The organism is Superficieibacter electus, from assembly GCF_002915575.1.
Lineage (GTDB): Bacteria > Pseudomonadota > Gammaproteobacteria > Enterobacterales > Enterobacteriaceae > Superficieibacter > Superficieibacter electus.
Genome location: NZ_PQGD01000009.1, coordinates 22530 through 41116 on the forward strand (window position 1 = coordinate 22530; position 18587 = coordinate 41116).

An 18587-nucleotide genomic window follows, 5' to 3' on the forward strand; every position below is an offset into this window, starting at 1 on the left:
TGTTAATCCTCTCGGGCAAAAAGTGCCTCTATAAAATCGCCCGCATTAAACGGACGCAAGTCCTCTATACGTTCACCGACCCCGATATATCGGATCGGAATTTCGAACTGATCGGCGACGGAGAAGATCACTCCGCCCTTGGCGGTGCCGTCCAGTTTAGTCAAGGTGATCCCGGTCAGCCCCACCGCCTCATGGAACAGTTTGGCCTGGCTTATCGCATTTTGCCCGGTGCTGGCGTCCAGCGTCAGCATGACTTCGTGCGGCGCATCAACGTCCAGTTTTTTCATTACCCGGACAATTTTCTTTAACTCTTCCATCAGATGCGCTTTGTTTTGCAAACGCCCTGCGGTGTCGGCAATCAGAACGTCAACATGGCGCGCTTTTGCCGCCTGAATGGCGTCGAAAATCACCGAGGCGGAGTCTGCGCCGGTATGCTGCGCGACGACCGGAATATTGTTGCGCTGACCCCAGACCTGAAGCTGCTCAACCGCCGCCGCCCGGAAGGTATCTCCCGCGGCCAGCATGACTGATTTGCCCTGCTGCTCAAACTGGCGGGCCAGCTTACCGATAGTGGTGGTTTTACCCACCCCGTTAACGCCGACCATTAAAATAACAAAGGGCGTTTTGCCTTCAATATTAAGCGGTTCGTCCACTTTCGCGAGGATTTCGCCCATTTCGTCTTTTAACAGACCATATAACGCTTCGGCATCGCGTAGCTGTTTGCGGCTTGCGCCTTCCGTCAGATTAGCGATGATTTTGCGGGTGGTGTCCACGCCCACATCGGCAATCAGTAACTGTTCTTCCAGCTCTTCAAATAAATCATCATCGATTTTTTTGCCGCGGAACAGACTGATAAATCCGGAACCGAGATTTTCTTTGGTTTTGAGCAGGCTACGCTTGAGGCGCGCAAAAAAACCTTCTTTGGTTGGCTTTTCCTGCTCCTGGATAATCTCGTCCTGCGGTACGTCTTCTTCAACCGGTACCACGATAACAGCTTCTTCTGCCGCTTCAGCGGCCAGCGCGTCCAGCTCTTCATCGCTAACCGGGAGATCTTCCGGCACGGACGGCTCCTGCTCGCTGATCCACTCTTCCGGTTCAACCGCAGAAGGCGTCAACTCTTCGGCCAGCGGCAATTCTTCATGCTCGACAAGGGCAACAGGTTCGGGTTCGATGACCGGTTCCGGCTCAATGACAGGTTCCACGTCAATGACCACTTCAGGCTCGACAACCGGTTCCACGTCAACAACCACCTCAGGCTCGGCAACCGGTTCAGGCGTCACAACGGCTTCCGTCGCGTCACGTTCCGCAACCTGCTCTGTTACCTCAACAACATCAGCAGCAAACGCGTCGGTTTCTGCCTCGCTACGCGACGCGGTGTCTGGCGTAGCCTCATCTGCAACCGGCAACTGTTCTTCGGGCTTTTGCTCTGCCGCTGCCGTTTGCTCGTCATCTTTTTGACCAAAGCCCAGCCAGGAAAAAAAGCCACGTTTTTTTTCTTTTGCCATTTGCGACCACACTCCCCGCTGTTAATTCAAAGCTCAGCCCCGCCACCATACTGTCGGGCGCTGAAAATCAGGATGAAATTCGTAGACTAGTCTATCACTTAACTTAACTCGCATCACCGCTTGCGGAATAAGGTTTCACCGCAGGCGTTGCATCGCTAGAATAGCAGGCCGAAATAGTGACCAGAGCAGCAAAATGAAGAAACCGCATTCCGCAGGCAGTGGCCAGATCCGCATTATCGGCGGGCAATGGCGCGGCCGTAAACTACCGGTTCCGGACAGCCCCGGCCTGCGTCCCACGACTGACCGGGTCAGAGAAACCTTGTTTAACTGGCTGGCACCGTCAATGGTCGATGCCCGCTGCCTCGACTGCTTCGCCGGAAGTGGCGCGCTGGGGCTTGAAGCCTTGTCACGCTATGCGGCTCAGGCAACGCTGCTTGAAATGGAACGCCACGTCGCTCAACAGCTACAGAAAAATCTTGCAACACTAAAGGCTACGCATGGGCATGTTGAGATCGTGAATACGCTCGCATTCCTTAACCGCCCCGGTACGCCTCACGATATCGTGTTTGTTGATCCCCCTTTCCGCAAAGGGTTGCTGGAAGAGACGCTAAACCTCCTGGAAAGCAACGGCTGGCTGGCGGATGACGCGCTCATTTATGTTGAAAGCGAATCGGAGAATGGCATGCCGCCGGTTCCGGTTAGCTGGCAATTATACCGGGAAAAAGTCGCAGGCCAGGTGGCTTACCGTCTGTACCAACGCGACGCGCAAGGAGAACAACATGCTGATTAATATAGGACGTTTGCTCATGCTCTGCGTGTGGGCATTTCTGCTACTGAACGTGTTTCATCCCTTTAAGTACCCGGCCAATATTTTCATTAATGTCGCGATGGTATTTATGGTGCTGATGCACGGACTGCAACTGGCGCTGCTGAAAGCCACCCAGCCGAAAGAAGGTCCCCAACTCACTACTGGCGAGAAAACGCGTATCTTCCTGTTTGGCGTGTTTGAACTGCTCGCCTGGCAGAAAAAACTGAAAGCGAAAAAATAAATGCGCCGTGGTCTGGCGTTGTCATCTCCCGACGCCAGACACTACACTGAGTAACAGGGCTGCAGGCGTGATGCCTGCGTAAATATATGCTCTGTGGATTTTGGGTTGCAGAAAGGTGTTAACGCGGCGAGTGATCATACATCTGTAATCTGAAGACAACGAGTATAGCGAATTCAAGGAATTATGATGCTCTGGTCTTTTATCGCAGTTTGTTTTTCAGCATGGCTATATGTCGATGCGTCCTACCGTGGCCCCGTCTGGCAACGGTGGGTCTTTAAGCCTGTCACGCTATTACTTTTACTGCTGCTTGCCTGGCAAGCGCCTATGTTTAATGCCGTAAGCTATCTGGTATTAGCCGGGCTGTGTGCAACGCTGATAGGCGATGCCTTAACGCTGCTGTCGCGCCAGCGTCTGCTGTATGCCATCGGCGCATTCTTTCTCTCGCATTTACTCTACACCATCTACTTTGCCAGCCAGATGACACTATCGTTCTTCTGGCCGTTGCCGCTGGTGCTGCTGGTGATTGGCGCACTGCTGATTGCCACTATCTGGACGCGGCTGGAAGAGTTGCGGTTGCCGATTTGTACGTTCATCGCCATGACGCTGGTCATGGTCTGGCTGGCCGGAGAACTGTGGTTCTTCCGCCCGACGGATACGGCACTCTCTGCGTTCGTGGGGGCGGTACTTCTGCTGCTGAGTAACGTCGTCTGGCTGGGAAGTCATTATCGTCGGCGTTTTCGCGCCGACAGCGCCATCGCAGCCGCCTGCTATTTTGCCGGGCACTTCCTGATTGTACGTTCACTTTATCTCTGATAGGGCTTGACTCTGGAGTCGACTCCAGAGTGTATGCTGCGGGTAATGAGAAAATTATCATTACCCGGAGGGTACAATGTCGATTTCAGCCCCTGATGGCAAAAAAGCCCCTCAGTTCTCTGCGCTCAAATTCACGCCGGCTGCACCACAGGCCGCGCCATGCTGCAGTGACACCGCCTGTGAGCAGCCCGTTGTGCAAGACACGCTCACTCATGCGAGCTACCGATGGAAGGTCGAGGGAATGGACTGCGCTGCCTGCGCCCGAAAAGTAGAAAACGCGGTGCGTCAGGTGGAAGGCGTCACGCAGGTGCAAGTGCTGTTCGCTACGGAGCGGCTGGCGGTAAATGCCACAACGGACGTGAGTCAACGCGTTGAACAGGCGGTACAAAAAGCAGGCTACACGCTGCGCAGTGAAGCGGCACCTGCACCTGAGACCTCACCCCTGCGGGAAAATCTTTCGCTTATCGTGTTGATAGTGATGATGCTTATAAGCCAAGGGCTTGAGCGTATCAATCATCCGGCGGGTCAGGCCGCATTTATTCTTACTACTCTGGTGGGACTCTATCCTATCCTGCGGCAGGCGCTACGGTTGATCCGCAGCGGAAGCTGGTTCGCCATTGAAACGCTGATGAGCATCGCCGCCCTCGGCGCATTGTTTATTGGTGCCACGGCGGAAGCGGCGATGGTGCTACTGCTGTTTTTAATCGGCGAACGGCTTGAGAGTTGGGCTGCCAGCCGGGCTCGTCAGGGAGTCAGTGCATTAATGGCGCTGAAGCCGGAAACCGCCGTAAGGTTACGTGACGGCAAACGTGAGAGCATCGGCCTGCACGATCTGCATGTGGGCGATGTTATTGAAGTCGCCGCCGGTGGACGTCTGCCTGCTGACGGACAATTGTTAACCTCATTTGCCAGCTTTGACGAGAGCGCTCTGACGGGCGAGTCTATCCCGGTGGAACGCTCAGCAGGAGAAAACGTCCCGGCGGGTGCCACCAGCGTGGACCGTCTCGTCACCCTGGAGGTGACCTCAAGCCCCGGGGCAAGCGCCATCGACCGCATCCTGACGCTTATCGAAGAGGCCGAAGAGCGCCGCGCGCCCATTGAACGTTTTATCGATCGCTTTAGCCGTATTTATACGCCGGCAGTGATGGCTATCGCGCTGCTGGTTGCCCTGGTTCCGCCGCTACTGTTTACCGCCTCCTGGCAGGAATGGATCTATAAAGGGCTGACGTTGCTTTTGATTGGCTGCCCGTGCGCACTGGTGATTTCCACGCCAGCGGCCATTACCTCCGGGCTGGCCGCGGCGGCCCGTCGTGGCGCACTGATCAAAGGCGGCGCAGCGCTGGAACAGCTCGGGCGCATTGAGCAAATTGCTTTTGATAAGACGGGAACCCTGACCGTGGGTAAACCACAGGTGACGGGCGTTTATCCCCATTCGGTCGATGAAAAGACGCTGCTGACGCTCGCCGCCGCCGTCGAGCGGGGATCGACACATCCGCTGGCACAGGCCATTGTCCGCGAAGCGCAATCCCGTCAACTTTTTATCCCGGTAGCGACAGCGCAGCGTACGCTGCCAGGTTCCGGTATTGAAGCCCTTGTTGCCGGTAAAACGCTGCTAATTTGCGCGGCAGAGAAATTTCCCGGTGACGCATTTAATGAGCAGATCAGCGCGCTGGAGCAAAAAGGTCAGACAGTAGTCATGGTGGCTCAGGAGGGCGATGCGCTTGGCCTTATCGCGCTGCGCGATACGCTGCGTCCTGATGCACGAGATGCGGTAAATGCGCTGCGTCAGGCAGGCGTACAAGGTATTATGTTGACCGGCGATAATCCACGCGCCGCAGCTGCCATTGCTGATGAGCTGGGGCTGGCGTTTAAAGCGGGGTTAATGCCAGCGGATAAAGTGCAGGCGGTCAGCGAACTGAATCGCCAGGCCCCGCTGGCCATGGTCGGTGACGGCATCAACGATGCGCCCGCCATGAAAGCCTCTACTATCGGTATTGCGATGGGCAGCGGGACGGATGTGGCGCTGGAAACGGCAGATGCCGCGCTCACCCACAACCGCCTGACGGGCCTGGCGCAGATGATTGCCCTCGCCCGCGCGACGCACGCCAATATCCGGCAGAACATCGCCATTGCGCTGGGACTGAAAGGCATTTTTCTGGTGACCACCCTACTCGGCATGACCGGGCTATGGCTGGCGGTGCTGGCGGATACCGGCGCGACGGTACTGGTTACGGCGAATGCGCTGCGGTTGTTGCGTAGAGGGGATTAAGGAAGCGCGGCATTGTGACCGCGTTGCCGGGCGGCGGCTTCGTCTTGCCCGGCCTACGTATTCTCGCAAAATATCAATGCGTTAAAAAACGTAGGCCCGGTAAGCGCAGCGCCACCGGGCAGGTATTGCAGCTCAGGCCGCACCATGTGAGATGCCGGGCGGCGGCTTCGCCTTGCCCGGCCTACATTTTCTCATTAAATATCAACGGGTTAAAAAAATGCAGGCCCGGTAAGCGCAGCGCCACCGGGCAGGTATTGCAGCTCAGGCCGCACCATGTGAGATGCCGGGCGGCGGCTTCGCCTTGCCCGGCCTACATTTTCTCATTAAATATCAACGGGTTAAAAAAATGCAGGCCCGGTAAGCGCAGCGCCACCGGGCAGGTATTGCAGCTCAGGCCGCACCATGTGAGATGCCGGGCGGCGGCTTCGCCTTGCCCGGCCTACATTTTCTCATTAAATATCAACGGGTTAAAAAAATGCAGGCCCGGTAAGCGCAGCGCCACCGGGCAGGTATTGCAGCTCAGGCCGCACCATGTGAGATGCCGGGCGGCGGCTTCGCCTTGCCCGGCCTACATTTTCTCATTAAATATCAACGGGTTAAAAAAACGCAGGCCCGATAAGCGCAGCGCCACCGGGCAGGGCCGTCAGAGCGGCAGCAAATTAGTGCCCCTTGCGCACCAGATAACGGTACGGCAATACGTCCGTCTCTTTCGCTATCAGTTCATGCTCCATAAACGTACAAAACCCCGGAATATCACGGGTTGTCGCCGGATCGTCCGCCACGATGAGCAGTGTTTCCCCCACCTGCATGGTACGCACGGTTTTACGTACCATCATGACAGGCTCCGGGCAGCGCAGGCCCTGTGCGTCGAGGGTATGATCGGCAGTGGAAAACGAATCGGTCATGGTTATCTCACGTCATGTAAAAACGGCGATAGTTTACGCCGCCTTTTTGACGACGCAAGTCAGGTTAACGATTGCGTGAAAAACAACCGTTGCAAAGCGTGCTCAAAGCAGTATTATGCGGCGGTTTTTATTGGGTTCCCTCACCCCAACCACTAAAAAGGTCACAAATGATGCATTTTACTTCCGCCCAGCGCACAAAGGCGCTGATCTGGCTATCGCTTTTTCATCTGCTGGTGATCATCTCCAGTAACTATCTGGTCCAGCTGCCGGTCTCCATTTTTGGCTTCCATACCACCTGGGGCGCGTTTAGCTTTCCGTTTATTTTTCTGGCAACCGATCTTACCGTGCGCATCTTCGGCGCGCCGTTGGCACGACGTATTATTTTTGCCGTGATGGCTCCGGCGCTGCTGGCGTCTTACGCGATCTCTTCCTTGTTTTATATGGGTGAATGGCAGGGATTCGGCGCGCTGGCGCATTTCAACCTGTTCGTTGCCCGTATCGCGGCAGCCAGTTTTATGGCCTATGCGCTGGGGCAGATCCTCGACGTTCACGTCTTCAACCGTCTGCGGCAAAATCATCGCTGGTGGATGGCACCGACAGCGTCAACGCTGTTCGGTAACGTCAGCGACACCCTTGCGTTCTTCTTCATCGCTTTCTGGCGCAGTTCCGATCCTTTTATGGCGACACACTGGGTAGAAATCGCGCTGGTTGATTACAGTTTCAAAGTCATTATCAGTCTGCTGTTCTTCCTGCCGATGTACGGCGTGGTGCTGAATATGCTGTTAAAACGCCTGACGGATAAATCTGATTTCTCCGCATTGCAGGCGGGTTAAAGGTTCAGCGTTGCGGTTGTGTTAAGATAGGGTCATGAGCCATTCATGGCCGTTTATCGAATAAGGAAGAAGTCAATGCGCAAGATGGTTAAGTATGTCGGTATTGGCCTGCTGGTGATGGGGCTTGCGGCCTGTGATAATAACGACTCAACGTCCTCATCTGCTCAGGCGGCCCCGGCAGAAAGTAATGCTTCCGGTCAGCCTGTCAGCCTGATGGACGGAAAAGTGACCTTCTCGCTCCCGGCGGATATGTCCGACCAGAGCGGAAAGCTGGGTACGCAGGCAAATAACATGCACGTGTATTCCGATCCTACCGGGCAGAAAGCGGTAATTGTAATCGTCGGCGATGATACCAATGAAGCTTTAGACGTGCTGGCAAAACGTCTTGAAGATCAGCAGCGCAACCGCGACCCGCAATTGCAGGTAGTCTCTAACAAGGCGCTGACGGTGAAAGGGCATGACATGCAGCAGCTCGACAGCATTATTTCTGCGAAAGGCCAGACTGCATGGTCTTCCGTGGTGTTGAGCAAAGTGGATAACAAGCTGCTGACCCTGCAGGTCACGCTGCCTGCTGATAACCAGCAGAAAGCGCAAACGGCCGCTGAAAATATCATCAACACCGTAGTGATCAAATAATCATACCGTGGCTTCCGGCGGCAGTGCCGGAGGCCGTTTTTTTAATCGCCATCCCAGTAATAACGCGACAACCACCAGCCCTGACGATGCCAGATAAATCACCGGCACGCCTGCCCAGGTCATTAACAATCCAGCCAGCGGCCCGGTCACGCCAAGCGACATATCCATAAACACCGTATAGGTAGCCAGTGCCGAGCCTTGATTCTGCTGCGGAACCGCTTTAACAGCAACCACGCCCAGCGCCGGGAAGACCAGCGAAAAACCTGCGCCCGTCAACAGCGTACCGATTTTTGCCAGCAGCGGCGTCTCCGCTATGCCCACCAGCAACAGTCCGACGATTTCAACAACGAAACAGATCATCGCCACGTTCAGCCCACCCAGACGATTGATCGCATTCGGGAACAGCAGACGCGTGCCAACAAATGCACAGCTAAAGAGGGTTAGCGCAAAAGCCGCGCCGTCCCAGCCTTTGGCGTCATAAAACAGGGTAATAAAGGTGGCGATCACCCCGAATCCGCTGGAGGCCAGCGCCAGCGCCATACCGTATAGCCATACGCGGCCCATCACAGCCCGAAACGACATTGGTTTACCGCGACTGGCTTTCACCGCCGCACGCGGTAAGGCGCACAGCAAGGCGACCAGCGCCACCGCCATAATAATCACTGACAGCCCGCGCAACCCCGCCCAGTGATAACACAGGACGCCGAGCGGCGCGCCCATCGCCATCGCGCCGTAGGTCACAATGCCGTTCCAGGAAATCACCCGTCCGATATGCAGCGATCCCACCACACCTACGCCCCATAATGTCGAACCGGTTCCGGCAAAGCTTTGACCGAAGCCGAGGATCACCCGCCCGAGACATAACAGCGCCAGACTTAATACCGGCCAGTCGCTGCCGGACGCCGCCAGTAAATAGCTTAATCCGCTGAGAAAACAGCCACACAGGCCAAAAACGACGATTTTTTTCGGACCGAGCAGATCCGCATAGCGCCCGGCATGCGGTCGGCTGAGCAGGGTGGCAAAATATTGCAGGCTGATGACCAGTCCCGCCCAGAAGGCGCTAAATCCCATGACATCATGCACATAGCCGGGAAGGACCGCCAGCGGCAGACCAATAGTGAGGTAGCTTGCGAAGTTAAAAATAGCGACAGAAAGAATTCGCAGGTTCAGGCGTAAGCCGCTCGGCTCCGTCCCGGCGACAGGTTCAGGCATAACAATCACCACGTTTTTACAACAATGTTTCAATATTACACGGCATGATATGAAATGTTGCAGTCCTTTTCAGATTTTGTGTCTCCGGCGGATATCGGACAAAGCGCTATACTCAACTCAATCACGTTTCAGGCGGCTACTCAGAAGTATGTGACTGAGGCGAGCAAGTGCGGCCTGGACAAAGGCCATACAGAGGATGAAGGGCATACCCGCAGTGCATTCTCGGACAAGGAACCATTCGATGATTACCCCAAATCCCGACCAAAAAGCGGGCCTGCATATTTTGTTAAAACTGGCCGCGCTGGTCATTATTCTGGCGGGTATTCATGCCGCAGCCGATATCATTGTTCAGCTTCTACTGGCGCTTTTTTTCGCTATTGTTCTGAATCCACTGGTCACCTGGTTTATCCGCCGGGGGGTGAAGCGTCCGGTGGCGATCACCATCGTGGTTATCGTGATGATGATTGTGTTGACCGCCCTGTTTGCCGTGCTGGCCGCCTCGCTCAACGACTTTGTCGCCCTGCTGCCGAAATATAATAAGGAGCTGACCGCTAAGGTGATTTACCTGCAACGGCAGATCCCGTTACTCAATCTACACCTCTCGCCCGAAGTAATGCTCAGACGGATGGACTCTGAGAAAGTGATGGCCTTCGCTACCACGCTGATGACCCAGCTTTCCGGGGCGATGGCAAGCGTCGTGCTGCTGGTGATGACCGTCGTGTTTATGTTGTTTGAAGTGCGTCACGTACCCTATAAACTGCGTTTTGCACTTGCAAATCCACAAATTCACATTGCCGGGCTGCACCGCGCGCTAAAGGGCGTTTCACACTACCTGGCGCTGAAGACGTTAATCAGCTTATGGACCGGCGCTATCGTCTGGCTCGGACTGGTGCTGTTGGGTGTACAGTTCGCGCTGATGTGGGGCGTGCTGGCCTTCTTGTTGAACTACATTCCCAATATTGGTTCAGTACTTTCTGCGGTGCCGCCGATGTTTCAGGCATTGCTGTTTAACGGCGTGTATGAGTTTGTGATGGTTGGCGCATTGTTCCTGGTGGTGCATATGGTGCTCGGTAATATGGTAGAGCCGCGCATGATGGGGCACCGGCTGGGGATGTCGACGCTGGTCGTCTTTCTCTCGTTGTTAGTGTGGGGCTGGCTGCTTGGCCCGGTCGGGATGCTGCTTTCGGTGCCGCTCACCAGCGTGTGTAAGATCTGGATGGAAACCACCAAAGGCGGCAGCAAGCTGGCGATCCTGCTGGGACCGGGAAGGCCGAAAAGCCGGTTGCCGGGGTAGTCTTTAAAACGGCCAATTGATGGCTGGCGAGAGCAGGCTGGAGCAGTCTGAATAGCCGCGAAGTCTATGCCGGGTCTGAAAGCAGTCCCAGCCAAAAGCCAGCAGATCGTCATTCTGATGTGCTGGCTAACAAGAAGCCGCTTTAGCACAGGTTTTGCGGGAAATTGGCAGGTAACGCATTCGCCGCGCAGGCGATGACGTCATCATTGTTTGCGCCGCAATCGCGAACGAAGGTGATGGTCGCAAACTCATCAATCACTTCTGTTGGATACGCCGGACCCGCATCACGATACGACTCCATCAGCGGGATATGATCGTTCTGGAAACAGACCGTTTTTTCCGGGTTATTGATCACCCAACGTGGGAAGAAAATAGTGCCGTGGAATAGCTTATCGCCCAGATTAACGATCAAACTGACATCGGTACCTGTCGGCTCGGTCCAGGAAATTTTATAGATACTCTCCCCTACCCGCACGATGTATGCCCGCTGATCTTTTACCCACCGGTTTCCCACAATGCCGCTATGAATACGGTAATCAAGCGTCACGTCATTTTTGACATAAATTTCGTAATTCCAGCCGTTATCGTAGGTATAAACCAGATGTTTACCGACAAAGCCACTTAAATCATGTTTATCAAATGTACTCATGGTTGTCCTCCTCTCAGATGATGTGAGGATCTTAATGCTTCAAAAATCAGATTAATAACGCTATGTTTGCATCAAATTCATTCAATTATCAGATAAGTTATGCATAAAACGACCCTTGAACAGTGGGCGCTACTGGAGCAAGTGGTGACGCTGGGGAGCTTTGCCAAAGCGGCGGAGGAAACCCATCGTAGCCAGTCTTCAGTGAGCTACAATCTGGCACTTTTACAGGAACGGCTCGGCGTTACGTTATTAGTGCCAGAAGGTCGCCGGGCGGTACTGACGCCGGCGGGCGAACTGCTGCTCAATCAGGTAAAACCGTTGCTGAAAGCCTTCTCATGGCTGGAAACCCGGGCCGCAACGCTGCAAAACGGCATGCGCACACGACTGGATTTAATGGTGGACAGCATCTTTCCGCGCCGACGCTTGTTCGCCATTCTCAAACAATTTCAACAGGCGTGGCCCCAGACGCAGATACGTCTGACGGAAGTGCTGGAAAACAGCATCGAAAACCAGGCGGCCTACACCGATGCCGATATCATGGTACTCACGCGGCGACAGGATCTCACCGGACGAGGTGAATGGCTGATGAATATCGATTTTGTTGCCGTCGCACATTGCAATCATCCGCTGTTTGCGCTGGAGTCTCCGCTTGATGAAGAGGCTTTGCGCGACTGGCCCCTGATCCGCATTGCGGACCGGGATAATTCGCAGCAACCCGCCCGCGATGCATGGACCTTTTCCACCGTTGATGCCGCTATTGATGCGGTGATGTATCAGGTTGGCTACGGCTGGTTACCTGAAGAGCGTATTCAGGCTCAGCTTGAACAGGGCATTTTGCGTACATTGCCGCTAAACCACGGCGTACGCCGCGCCACGCCGCTGCACCTGATTGTAAAAGAAACCCTCGCGCCGCTGGACGACCAGGTTAATACGCTCATCCGACTGCTGAGAGGGCACTAACATAGGATTTTCGTATACTTTGCCCTTCTGACCGCCCTTCTATTGATCCAGGACAGTTCAAAAGTATGATGAATTACTAGAATCATCATACTTCTTTAGTCGTACTTCCCGTATCGTGTGAGGCTTCCATTTTGACCCGATTACGCCATGCTTTATTGGTACTGCTTGCCTGTGCCTCTTGTTTCGCACACGCCGCAGCGCCTGACGAAATCACCACCGCCTGGCCGGTGAACGTTGGTCCGCTTAACCCCCATCTCTACACCCCTAATCAGATGTTCGCCCAGAGTATGGTCTATGAGCCGCTGGTAAAATATCAGGCCGATGGTTCAGTCAAACCGTGGCTGGCAAAAAGCTGGACCCATTCGCCAGACGGCAAAACCTGGACGTTTACCCTGCGCGATGACGTGACCTTCTCCAACGGCGAGGTTTTCGACGCGCACGCGGCGGTGGAAAACTTCCGCGCGGTGCTGGACAACCGCCAGCGCCACGCCTGGCTGGAGTTGACCAATCAAATCACCGACGTCAAAGCGCTTGATAAAACCACGCTGCAAATCACGCTTAAAGACGCCTATTACCCCTTCCTTCAGGAGCTGGCACTGCCACGTCCGTTCCGCTTTATCGCCCCGTCGCAATTTAAAGATAATGAAACGATGCATGGCATTAAAGCGCCGATTGGCACCGGGCCATGGGTGCTGAAAGAATCGAAACTGAATCAGTACGACGTGCTGGTACGTAATGACCATTACTGGGGTGTTAAGCCTGCGATCAAAAAAATCACCGTCAAGGTGATCCCCGATCCGACCACCCGCGCGGTCGCCTTTGAGACCGGCGATATCGACCTGCTCTACGGTAACGAAGGGCTGCTGCCGCTCGATACCTTCGCCCGTTTCAGCCACGACTCGCAGTATCGCACCCAGCTCTCCGCGCCCGCCGAGACGGTTATGCTGGCGCTGAACTCAGCGAAAGCCCCGACTAACGAGTTACAGGTACGTGAAGCGCTGAATTATGCGGTGGACAAAAAATCGCTGATTGAGAACGCGCTGTATGGCACCCAGCAGGTAGCGGATACGCTGTTCGCCCCCAGCGTGCCTTACGCCAATATTGGCCTGAAACCCCGCCAGTACGATCCGCGCCAGGCCAGTGCGCTACTGGAAAAAGCAGGCTGGACCCTGCCTGCCGGCAAAACGATCCGTGAAAAGAACGGCCAGCCACTGCACATTGAACTGGCATATGTGGGCACCGATGCGTTAAGTAAATCGATGGCGGAAATTATCCAGGCCGATATGCGCAAAACGGGCGTTGATGTCGCGCTGATCGGCGAAGAAGAAAGCAGTATTTTCGCCCGCATGCGCGATGGCCGCTTTGGCATGATTTTCTCCCGCACCTGGGGCGCGCCTTACGATCCGCACGCCTTCATGAGTTCGATGCGCGTACCGTCCCATGCTGATTATCAGGCCCAGCTTGGTCTGCCGGACAAAGCGCAAATCGACAAAGAAATTGGCGAGGTACTCACCACCACCGACGAGACGCAGCGCAAATCACTGTACCGCGACATTCTTACTCGCCTGCATAACGAGGCGGTGTATCTGCCGATCAGCTATATGTCGATGATGGTAGTAGCGAAACCTGAACTGGGGGTGATCCCGTATGCACCGATCACCTCTGAAATCCCGTTTGAACAAATTACTCCGGTGAAACCCTGATGTTGCGTTATGCCCTGCGGCGCTTGCTGCTGCTGATCCCGATGATTTTTGCCGCGTCGGTGGTGATCTTTTTGATGCTACGTCTTGGCACCGGCGATCCGGCACTCGACTATCTGCGCTTATCCAGCCTGCCGCCGACGCCGGAAATGGTGGCCTCAACGCGGGTGATGCTGGGGCTGGACCAGCCGCTGGCTGTCCAGTACGGTAGCTGGCTGTGGAAGGCGCTGCATCTTGATTTTGGCATCTCGTTCGCCACTCAGCGGCCGGTGCTGGATGACATTCTGCATTTTCTTCCCGCCACCCTACTGCTGGCGGGTGCGGCGCTGGTACTGATTCTGCTGACCTCGGTGCCGCTCGGCATCTGGGCGGCGCGCCATCGTAACCGCCTGCCGGATTTTATCGTCCGGCTGATCGCCTTTCTCGGCGTGTCGATGCCCAATTTCTGGCTGGCGTTCCTGCTGGTGATGTTCTTCTCAGTCCATTTAAAATGGCTGCCCGCGATGGGCTATGGCGACTGGCAGCATCTGATCCTGCCTGCGGTGTCGATTGCTTTTATGTCGCTGGCGATCAACGCCCGTCTGCTACGCGCCAGTATGCTGGAGGTGGCCGGGCAACGTCACGTCACCTGGGCGCGGCTGCGCGGCCTGAGTGAAAAACAGACAGAGCGGCATCATGTTTTACGCAATGCTTCGCTGCCGATCATTACCGCCGTGGGCATGCACATTGGTGAGCTGATCGGCGGCACGATGATTATCGAAAATATCTTCGCCTGGCCGGGCGTCGGGCGCTACGCCGTCTCGGCGATTTTTAACCGCGACTACCCGGTGATCCAGTGCTTTACGTTAATTATGGTGGTGGTTTTTGTGGTCTGTAACCTGATTGTTGACCTGCTGAATGCCGTGCTGGACCCGCGTATTCGTCGCCATGAAGGAGCGCAGTCGTGAACTTTTTCCTCTCTTCACGCTGGCCGGTACGTCTGGCACTGATCGTCATCGTCCTGCTGGCGGTGGTAGCCTTTACCTGCCAGTGGTGGCTGCCTTACGATCCGCAGGCCATTGATTTACCGTCACGTTTATTGTCCCCGGATAGCCAGCACTGGCTGGGTACCGATCACCTGGGGCGCGATATCTTCTCTCGCCTGCTGGCGGCAACAAGGGTTTCTCTCGGCTCGGTAATGGCCTGCCTGCTGCTGGTTCTGGCGCTGGGGCTGATTGTCGGCGGCAGCGCCGGGCTGATAGGCGGTCGGGTCGATCAGATCACCATGCGCGTGGCCGATATTTTTATGACCTTTCCGACCTCGATCCTTTCCTTTTTCCTGGTCGGCGTACTGGGCACCGGGCTGACTAACGTGATTATTGCCATCGCGCTGTCACACTGGGCGTGGTATGCGCGCATGGTGCGCACGCTGGTGATCTCCCTGCGCCAGCGTGAGTTTGTGCTGGCTTCACGCCTGTCTGGCGCGGGCCATCTTCGCGTCTTTATTGACCATCTGGCGGGTGCGGCGATCCCGTCCCTGCTGGTGCTGGCGACGCTGGATATCGGACATATGATGCTGCACGTCGCCGGGATGTCATTCCTTGGCCTCGGTGTTACCGCGCCCACGCCGGAATGGGGCGTGATGATTAACGACGCGCGCCAGTATATCTGGACCCAGCCGCTGCAAATGTTCTGGCCGGGACTGGCACTGTTTATCAGCGTGATGGCCTTCAATCTGGTCGGTGACGCACTACGCGATCATCTCGACCCTCATCTGGTCACGGAGCACGCCCACTGATGCCACAACAAATCGCATTACACCATCTCGCATTACAGGCCGAGAAAACGCTGGTTCACGATGTTTCAATAACGCTCAACCGTGGACGCGTGCTGGCGCTGGTCGGCGGCAGCGGTAGCGGCAAATCGCTGACCTGCGCGGCAGCGCTCGGCGTACTGCCTGCCGGTGTGCGTCAGACGGCGGGAACCCTGCTGGCAGACGGCAAACCCGTCAACAGTGCCGCCCTACGCGGGATTACAGTGGCGACCATCATGCAGAACCCGCGCAGCGCGTTTAATCCGTTACACACCATGGCGACTCACGCGCGCGAAACCTGCCGGGCGCTGGGTAAACCGGCAGATGATATAACGCTTACTCACGCCTTAGCCTCTGTCGGGCTGGAAAATCCGGACCGCATACTGAGACTGTATCCTTTTGAAATGAGCGGCGGCATGTTACAGCGGATGATGATTGCGATGGCGGTACTGGCCGACGCGCCGTTTATTATCGCCGATGAACCCACCACCGATCTGGATGCCGTCGCCCAGGCACGCCTTCTCGACCTGCTGGACAACATTATGCAAAACCGTGCTCCCGGTATGCTGCTGGTGACGCATGACATGGGCGTCGTCGCACGGCTGGCGGATGAGGTGGCGGTGATGCATGAGGGGCAGATTGTCGAACAAAATAGCGTGGAGGTGATTTTCACTGCTCCACAGCACCCCGTTACGCGCGGTCTTCTGGCTGCGCATCTGGCGCTTTATGGTATGGAGTTACCCGCATGACGCTGCTTTCTGCTTCCGGGCTAAGCCACAGCTACCCGCACCAGCCTGCGGTACTGAAGGATATTTCATTGACGCTTCAGGCGGGTGAAAGCGTCGCCCTGCTGGGCCGCAGCGGCTGCGGCAAAAGCACGCTGGCGCGGCTGCTGGTCGGGCTGGAGCATCCTGAGTCCGGCGACATTGCCTGGCGTGGCAAAACGCTGTCGCGCTTAAACCGGGCCTCCCGCAACGCGTTTCGTCGCGATATTCAGATGGTGTTTCAGGACGCCATCAGCGCAGTGAATCCACGTAAAACGGTGGGGGAGATTATCGCCGAGCCGATGCGTCACCTGCTGACGGTAGCGAAAAAAGATCGCCAGCAACGCATTGAGGAGATGCTCCGCGCCGTCGAACTCGACGCCAGTACGATGAATAAACGCCCCTCCCAGCTCAGTGGCGGGCAGCTACAGCGAGTCTGCCTTGCGCGTGCGCTGGTAGTGCAACCGGCGTTGCTGATCCTGGATGAAGCTGTCTCCAGCCTGGATTTGGTTTTACAGGCCGACATCATCCGGCTGCTGAAGCGCCTGCAACAGCAGTTTGGCACCGCCTGTCTGTTTATTACCCACGACCTGCGGCTGGTCGAACGTTTCTGCCAGCGGGTAATGGTTATGGATCGGGGTGCTATTATCGAAACCGCCGTCGTGCAGTCTCCTTTGCAGCTACAAACACCGGAAGGACAGGCACTCCAGCAGGCGGTCCTTCCCGCATATCCTGTTTTTCGCCGCACTCAACAATAGGGCCTTACAGATGCAACGAATCACCATTACACTTGATGACGATCTTCTTACTACGCTGGATGCCCTGAGTCAGCAGCGCGGTTATCACAACCGCTCCGAAGCGATCCGCGACATTCTGCGTAACACCCTGGCCCACGATCATACACAACACGCGGAACAACATGGTTACGCCGTTCTATCGTACGTTTATGAACATGAGAAGCGCGATCTTGCCAGTCGCATCGTCTCAGCGCAGCATCACCACCATGATTTATCTGTCTCCACGTTGCACGTACATATTAATCATGATGACTGTCTGGAAGTCGCGGTGCTAAAGGGCAATATGCATGAGATCCAGCATTTTGCTGATGATGTGATCGCTCAACGCGGAGTACGTCACGGGCATTTGCAGTGTCTGACGGCGGAAGAGTGAAAGGTATTATTAACGCCAGAACCCTGTGTCTTGCATAAACCCTCTGGTTTTCGCCTGCTACGCTTAATGATTCGAACGATGCATAACAAGGTGGAGTGAATCATGAAAATCGATTTTACGGGGAAAGTCGCGCTGGTCACGGCATCTACCGGAGGGATTGGCCTCGGGATCGCCAGAGGACTGGCGGAAAGCGGTGCAGAGGTGATCATCAACGGGCGTAGTGAAAGCAGCGTAAATCAGGGCATTCAACATCTTCAACAGGCGGTGCCGGGCGCGCAGCTTCGCGCGGCGATTGCCGATCTCAGTACCCCGGAAGGCGTGGAGACATTGCTGAAGGTTGCACCGGATGTCGATATTCTGGTCAATAACGCCGGGATTTTCGGCCCGCAGGACTTCTATTCCACCGACGATGCAACCTGGGATAACTACTGGCAAACTAATGTGATGTCCGGCGTGCGCCTGTCACGGGCGCTATTGCCTGGAATGGTACGTAAGGGCTGGGGGCGCGTTGTGTTTATCTCTTCTGAATCGGCACGCAATATTCCGGCAGATATGATCCACTATGGGGTGACGAAAACGGCGCTGCTTTCGCTGTCTCGCGGGCTGGCAAAATTTGTTGCCGGCAGCGGTGTGACGGTAAACAGCGTTCTGCCTGGGCCGACCTTATCCGATGGCTTTGCTGCCATGATGAAAGACGAGGTGGAGAAAACCGGTAAGTCACTGGAGACAGTGGCAAAAGAGTTCGTGATGCAAAATCGCCCCAGTTCGGTGATCCAGCGCGCCGCCACGGTCGAAGAGGTGGCGAACATGGTGGTTTACGTCTGTTCAGAGCAGGCGTCGGCCACCTCCGGCGCGGCATTGCGCGTGGATGGCGGCGTCGTGGACGATATTGTTTGAGTGGAGGCTTTTCTTGCGGCCACGGACATCGTGATACCTGGCGGCGCTGCGCTTGCACAGGCCTACGAATACCGTTACCCGCCGCTTCACAGACAATGCGGTAATCAATGTAGGCCGGGCAAGGCGAAGCCGCCGCCCG

Annotated in this window: 19 protein-coding genes; 15 read left to right on the forward strand and 4 right to left on the reverse strand. The window is 55.8% G+C overall.

Annotated elements, in window-relative coordinates; genetic code table 11:
* Positions 1 to 2 precede the first annotated feature (2 nt).
* Complete coding sequence (gene ftsY, locus CHU32_RS12210; RefSeq protein ID WP_103675798.1) at positions 3 to 1505, reverse strand: signal recognition particle-docking protein FtsY; 1503 nt, start codon at positions 1503 to 1505, stop codon at positions 3 to 5.
* Positions 1506 to 1698: 193 nt separating this feature from the next.
* On the opposite strand from ftsY, the gene rsmD reads away from it, so the two are divergent.
* The 4 genes from rsmD (at position 1699) to zntA (ending at position 5636) form a co-directional block, all read left to right on the forward strand.
* Positions 1699 to 2295, forward strand: coding sequence for a 16S rRNA (guanine(966)-N(2))-methyltransferase (gene rsmD / locus CHU32_RS12215; protein WP_103675799.1), 597 nt, complete (start codon positions 1699 to 1701; stop codon positions 2293 to 2295).
* On the forward strand, positions 2285 to 2554 hold the full coding sequence (locus tag CHU32_RS12220) for a DUF1145 family protein (RefSeq protein ID WP_103675800.1): 270 nt from the start codon (positions 2285 to 2287) through the stop codon (positions 2552 to 2554). The genes rsmD and CHU32_RS12220 overlap by 11 nt, the downstream gene beginning before the upstream one ends.
* A 186-nt stretch (positions 2555 to 2740) precedes the next feature.
* Entirely contained in the window at positions 2741 to 3367 is a 627-nt protein-coding gene (locus CHU32_RS12225; protein ID WP_103675801.1) for a lysoplasmalogenase, read from the forward strand.
* A gap of 82 nt (positions 3368 to 3449) precedes the next feature.
* On the forward strand, positions 3450 to 5636 hold the full coding sequence (gene zntA, locus CHU32_RS12230; protein WP_103675973.1) for a Zn(II)/Cd(II)/Pb(II) translocating P-type ATPase ZntA: 2187 nt from the start codon (positions 3450 to 3452) through the stop codon (positions 5634 to 5636).
* Positions 5637 to 6295: 659 nt separating this feature from the next.
* Here the strand turns inward: zntA and tusA are convergent.
* A complete protein-coding gene (tusA, locus tag CHU32_RS12235; protein ID WP_103675802.1) occupies positions 6296 to 6541 on the reverse strand; it encodes a sulfurtransferase TusA in 246 nt (81 codons plus the stop codon).
* Between the two features lie 167 nt (positions 6542 to 6708).
* On the opposite strand from tusA, the gene CHU32_RS12240 reads away from it, so the two are divergent.
* Both CHU32_RS12240 and CHU32_RS12245 read left to right on the forward strand, forming a co-directional pair.
* Complete coding sequence (locus tag CHU32_RS12240) at positions 6709 to 7374, forward strand: 7-cyano-7-deazaguanine/7-aminomethyl-7-deazaguanine transporter (RefSeq protein ID WP_103675803.1); 666 nt, start codon at positions 6709 to 6711, stop codon at positions 7372 to 7374.
* A gap of 75 nt (positions 7375 to 7449) precedes the next feature.
* Positions 7450 to 8010, forward strand: a complete 561-nt coding sequence (locus CHU32_RS12245; protein ID WP_103675804.1) for a DcrB family lipoprotein — start codon at positions 7450 to 7452, stop codon at positions 8008 to 8010.
* Here the strand turns inward: CHU32_RS12245 and CHU32_RS12250 are convergent, their stop codons facing one another.
* Positions 8011 to 9255 (reverse strand): MFS transporter, encoded by a 1245-nt coding sequence (locus tag CHU32_RS12250; RefSeq protein WP_176691646.1) that lies wholly within the window; start codon positions 9253 to 9255, stop codon positions 8011 to 8013.
* 208 nt (positions 9256 to 9463) lie between these two features.
* On the opposite strand from CHU32_RS12250, the gene CHU32_RS12255 reads away from it, so the two are divergent.
* Positions 9464 to 10516, forward strand: a complete 1053-nt coding sequence (locus CHU32_RS12255; protein ID WP_103675806.1) for an AI-2E family transporter — start codon at positions 9464 to 9466, stop codon at positions 10514 to 10516.
* Between the two features lie 142 nt (positions 10517 to 10658).
* Here the strand turns inward: CHU32_RS12255 and CHU32_RS12260 are convergent, their stop codons facing one another.
* Entirely contained in the window at positions 10659 to 11165 is a 507-nt protein-coding gene (locus tag CHU32_RS12260; protein WP_103675807.1) for a phenolic acid decarboxylase, read from the reverse strand.
* Positions 11166 to 11264: 99 nt separating this feature from the next.
* Here CHU32_RS12260 and CHU32_RS12265 point away from each other — a divergent pair, with 99 nt between their 5' ends.
* The 8 genes from CHU32_RS12265 to CHU32_RS12300 all read left to right on the forward strand — a co-directional run bounded on the left by CHU32_RS12265 (position 11265) and on the right by CHU32_RS12300 (position 18448).
* Positions 11265 to 12125 carry a LysR family transcriptional regulator gene (locus CHU32_RS12265; protein WP_103675808.1) on the forward strand — a complete coding sequence of 287 codons (861 nt, stop codon included), beginning with the start codon at positions 11265 to 11267 and terminating at the stop codon, positions 12123 to 12125.
* A gap of 128 nt (positions 12126 to 12253) precedes the next feature.
* Complete coding sequence (nikA, locus tag CHU32_RS12270) at positions 12254 to 13828, forward strand: nickel ABC transporter substrate-binding protein (RefSeq protein WP_103675809.1); 1575 nt, start codon at positions 12254 to 12256, stop codon at positions 13826 to 13828.
* Positions 13828 to 14772, forward strand: coding sequence for a nickel ABC transporter permease subunit NikB (nikB, locus tag CHU32_RS12275; protein WP_103675810.1), 945 nt, complete (start codon positions 13828 to 13830; stop codon positions 14770 to 14772). Before nikA ends, nikB begins: the two co-directional genes overlap by 1 nt.
* A complete protein-coding gene (gene nikC, locus CHU32_RS12280) occupies positions 14769 to 15602 on the forward strand; it encodes a nickel ABC transporter permease subunit NikC (protein WP_103675811.1) in 834 nt (277 codons plus the stop codon). Before nikB ends, nikC begins: the two co-directional genes overlap by 4 nt.
* Complete coding sequence (nikD, locus tag CHU32_RS12285; protein ID WP_103675812.1) at positions 15602 to 16366, forward strand: nickel import ATP-binding protein NikD; 765 nt, start codon at positions 15602 to 15604, stop codon at positions 16364 to 16366. Before nikC ends, nikD begins: the two co-directional genes overlap by 1 nt.
* Complete coding sequence (nikE, locus tag CHU32_RS12290; RefSeq protein ID WP_103675813.1) at positions 16363 to 17139, forward strand: nickel import ATP-binding protein NikE; 777 nt, start codon at positions 16363 to 16365, stop codon at positions 17137 to 17139. Before nikD ends, nikE begins: the two co-directional genes overlap by 4 nt.
* 10 nt (positions 17140 to 17149) lie before the next feature.
* Complete coding sequence (nikR, locus tag CHU32_RS12295; RefSeq protein ID WP_103675814.1) at positions 17150 to 17551, forward strand: nickel-responsive transcriptional regulator NikR; 402 nt, start codon at positions 17150 to 17152, stop codon at positions 17549 to 17551.
* A gap of 102 nt (positions 17552 to 17653) precedes the next feature.
* Positions 17654 to 18448, forward strand: coding sequence for an SDR family NAD(P)-dependent oxidoreductase (locus CHU32_RS12300; protein ID WP_103675815.1), 795 nt, complete (start codon positions 17654 to 17656; stop codon positions 18446 to 18448).
* The last annotated feature ends 139 nt before the right edge of the window (positions 18449 to 18587 follow it).

Bases quoted from the DNA above. Each gene is read 5' to 3' on its own strand.
- ftsY (WP_103675798.1), bottom strand. From the start codon at position 1,505: ATGGCAAAAGAAAAAAAACGTGGCTTTTTTTCCTGGCTGGGCTTTGGT.
- rsmD (WP_103675799.1), top strand. From the start codon at position 1,699: ATGAAGAAACCGCATTCCGCAGGCAGTGGCCAGATCCGCATTATCGGC.
- CHU32_RS12220 (WP_103675800.1), top strand. From the start codon at position 2,285: ATGCTGATTAATATAGGACGTTTGCTCATGCTCTGCGTGTGGGCATTT.
- CHU32_RS12225 (WP_103675801.1), top strand. From the start codon at position 2,741: ATGCTCTGGTCTTTTATCGCAGTTTGTTTTTCAGCATGGCTATATGTC.
- tusA (WP_103675802.1), bottom strand. From the start codon at position 6,541: ATGACCGATTCGTTTTCCACTGCCGATCATACCCTCGACGCACAGGGC.
- CHU32_RS12240 (WP_103675803.1), top strand. From the start codon at position 6,709: ATGATGCATTTTACTTCCGCCCAGCGCACAAAGGCGCTGATCTGGCTA.
- CHU32_RS12245 (WP_103675804.1), top strand. From the start codon at position 7,450: ATGCGCAAGATGGTTAAGTATGTCGGTATTGGCCTGCTGGTGATGGGG.
- CHU32_RS12255 (WP_103675806.1), top strand. From the start codon at position 9,464: ATGATTACCCCAAATCCCGACCAAAAAGCGGGCCTGCATATTTTGTTA.
- CHU32_RS12260 (WP_103675807.1), bottom strand. From the start codon at position 11,165: ATGAGTACATTTGATAAACATGATTTAAGTGGCTTTGTCGGTAAACAT.
- CHU32_RS12265 (WP_103675808.1), top strand. From the start codon at position 11,265: ATGCATAAAACGACCCTTGAACAGTGGGCGCTACTGGAGCAAGTGGTG.
- nikB (WP_103675810.1), top strand. From the start codon at position 13,828: ATGTTGCGTTATGCCCTGCGGCGCTTGCTGCTGCTGATCCCGATGATT.
- nikD (WP_103675812.1), top strand. From the start codon at position 15,602: ATGCCACAACAAATCGCATTACACCATCTCGCATTACAGGCCGAGAAA.
- nikE (WP_103675813.1), top strand. From the start codon at position 16,363: ATGACGCTGCTTTCTGCTTCCGGGCTAAGCCACAGCTACCCGCACCAG.
- nikR (WP_103675814.1), top strand. From the start codon at position 17,150: ATGCAACGAATCACCATTACACTTGATGACGATCTTCTTACTACGCTG.
- CHU32_RS12300 (WP_103675815.1), top strand. From the start codon at position 17,654: ATGAAAATCGATTTTACGGGGAAAGTCGCGCTGGTCACGGCATCTACC.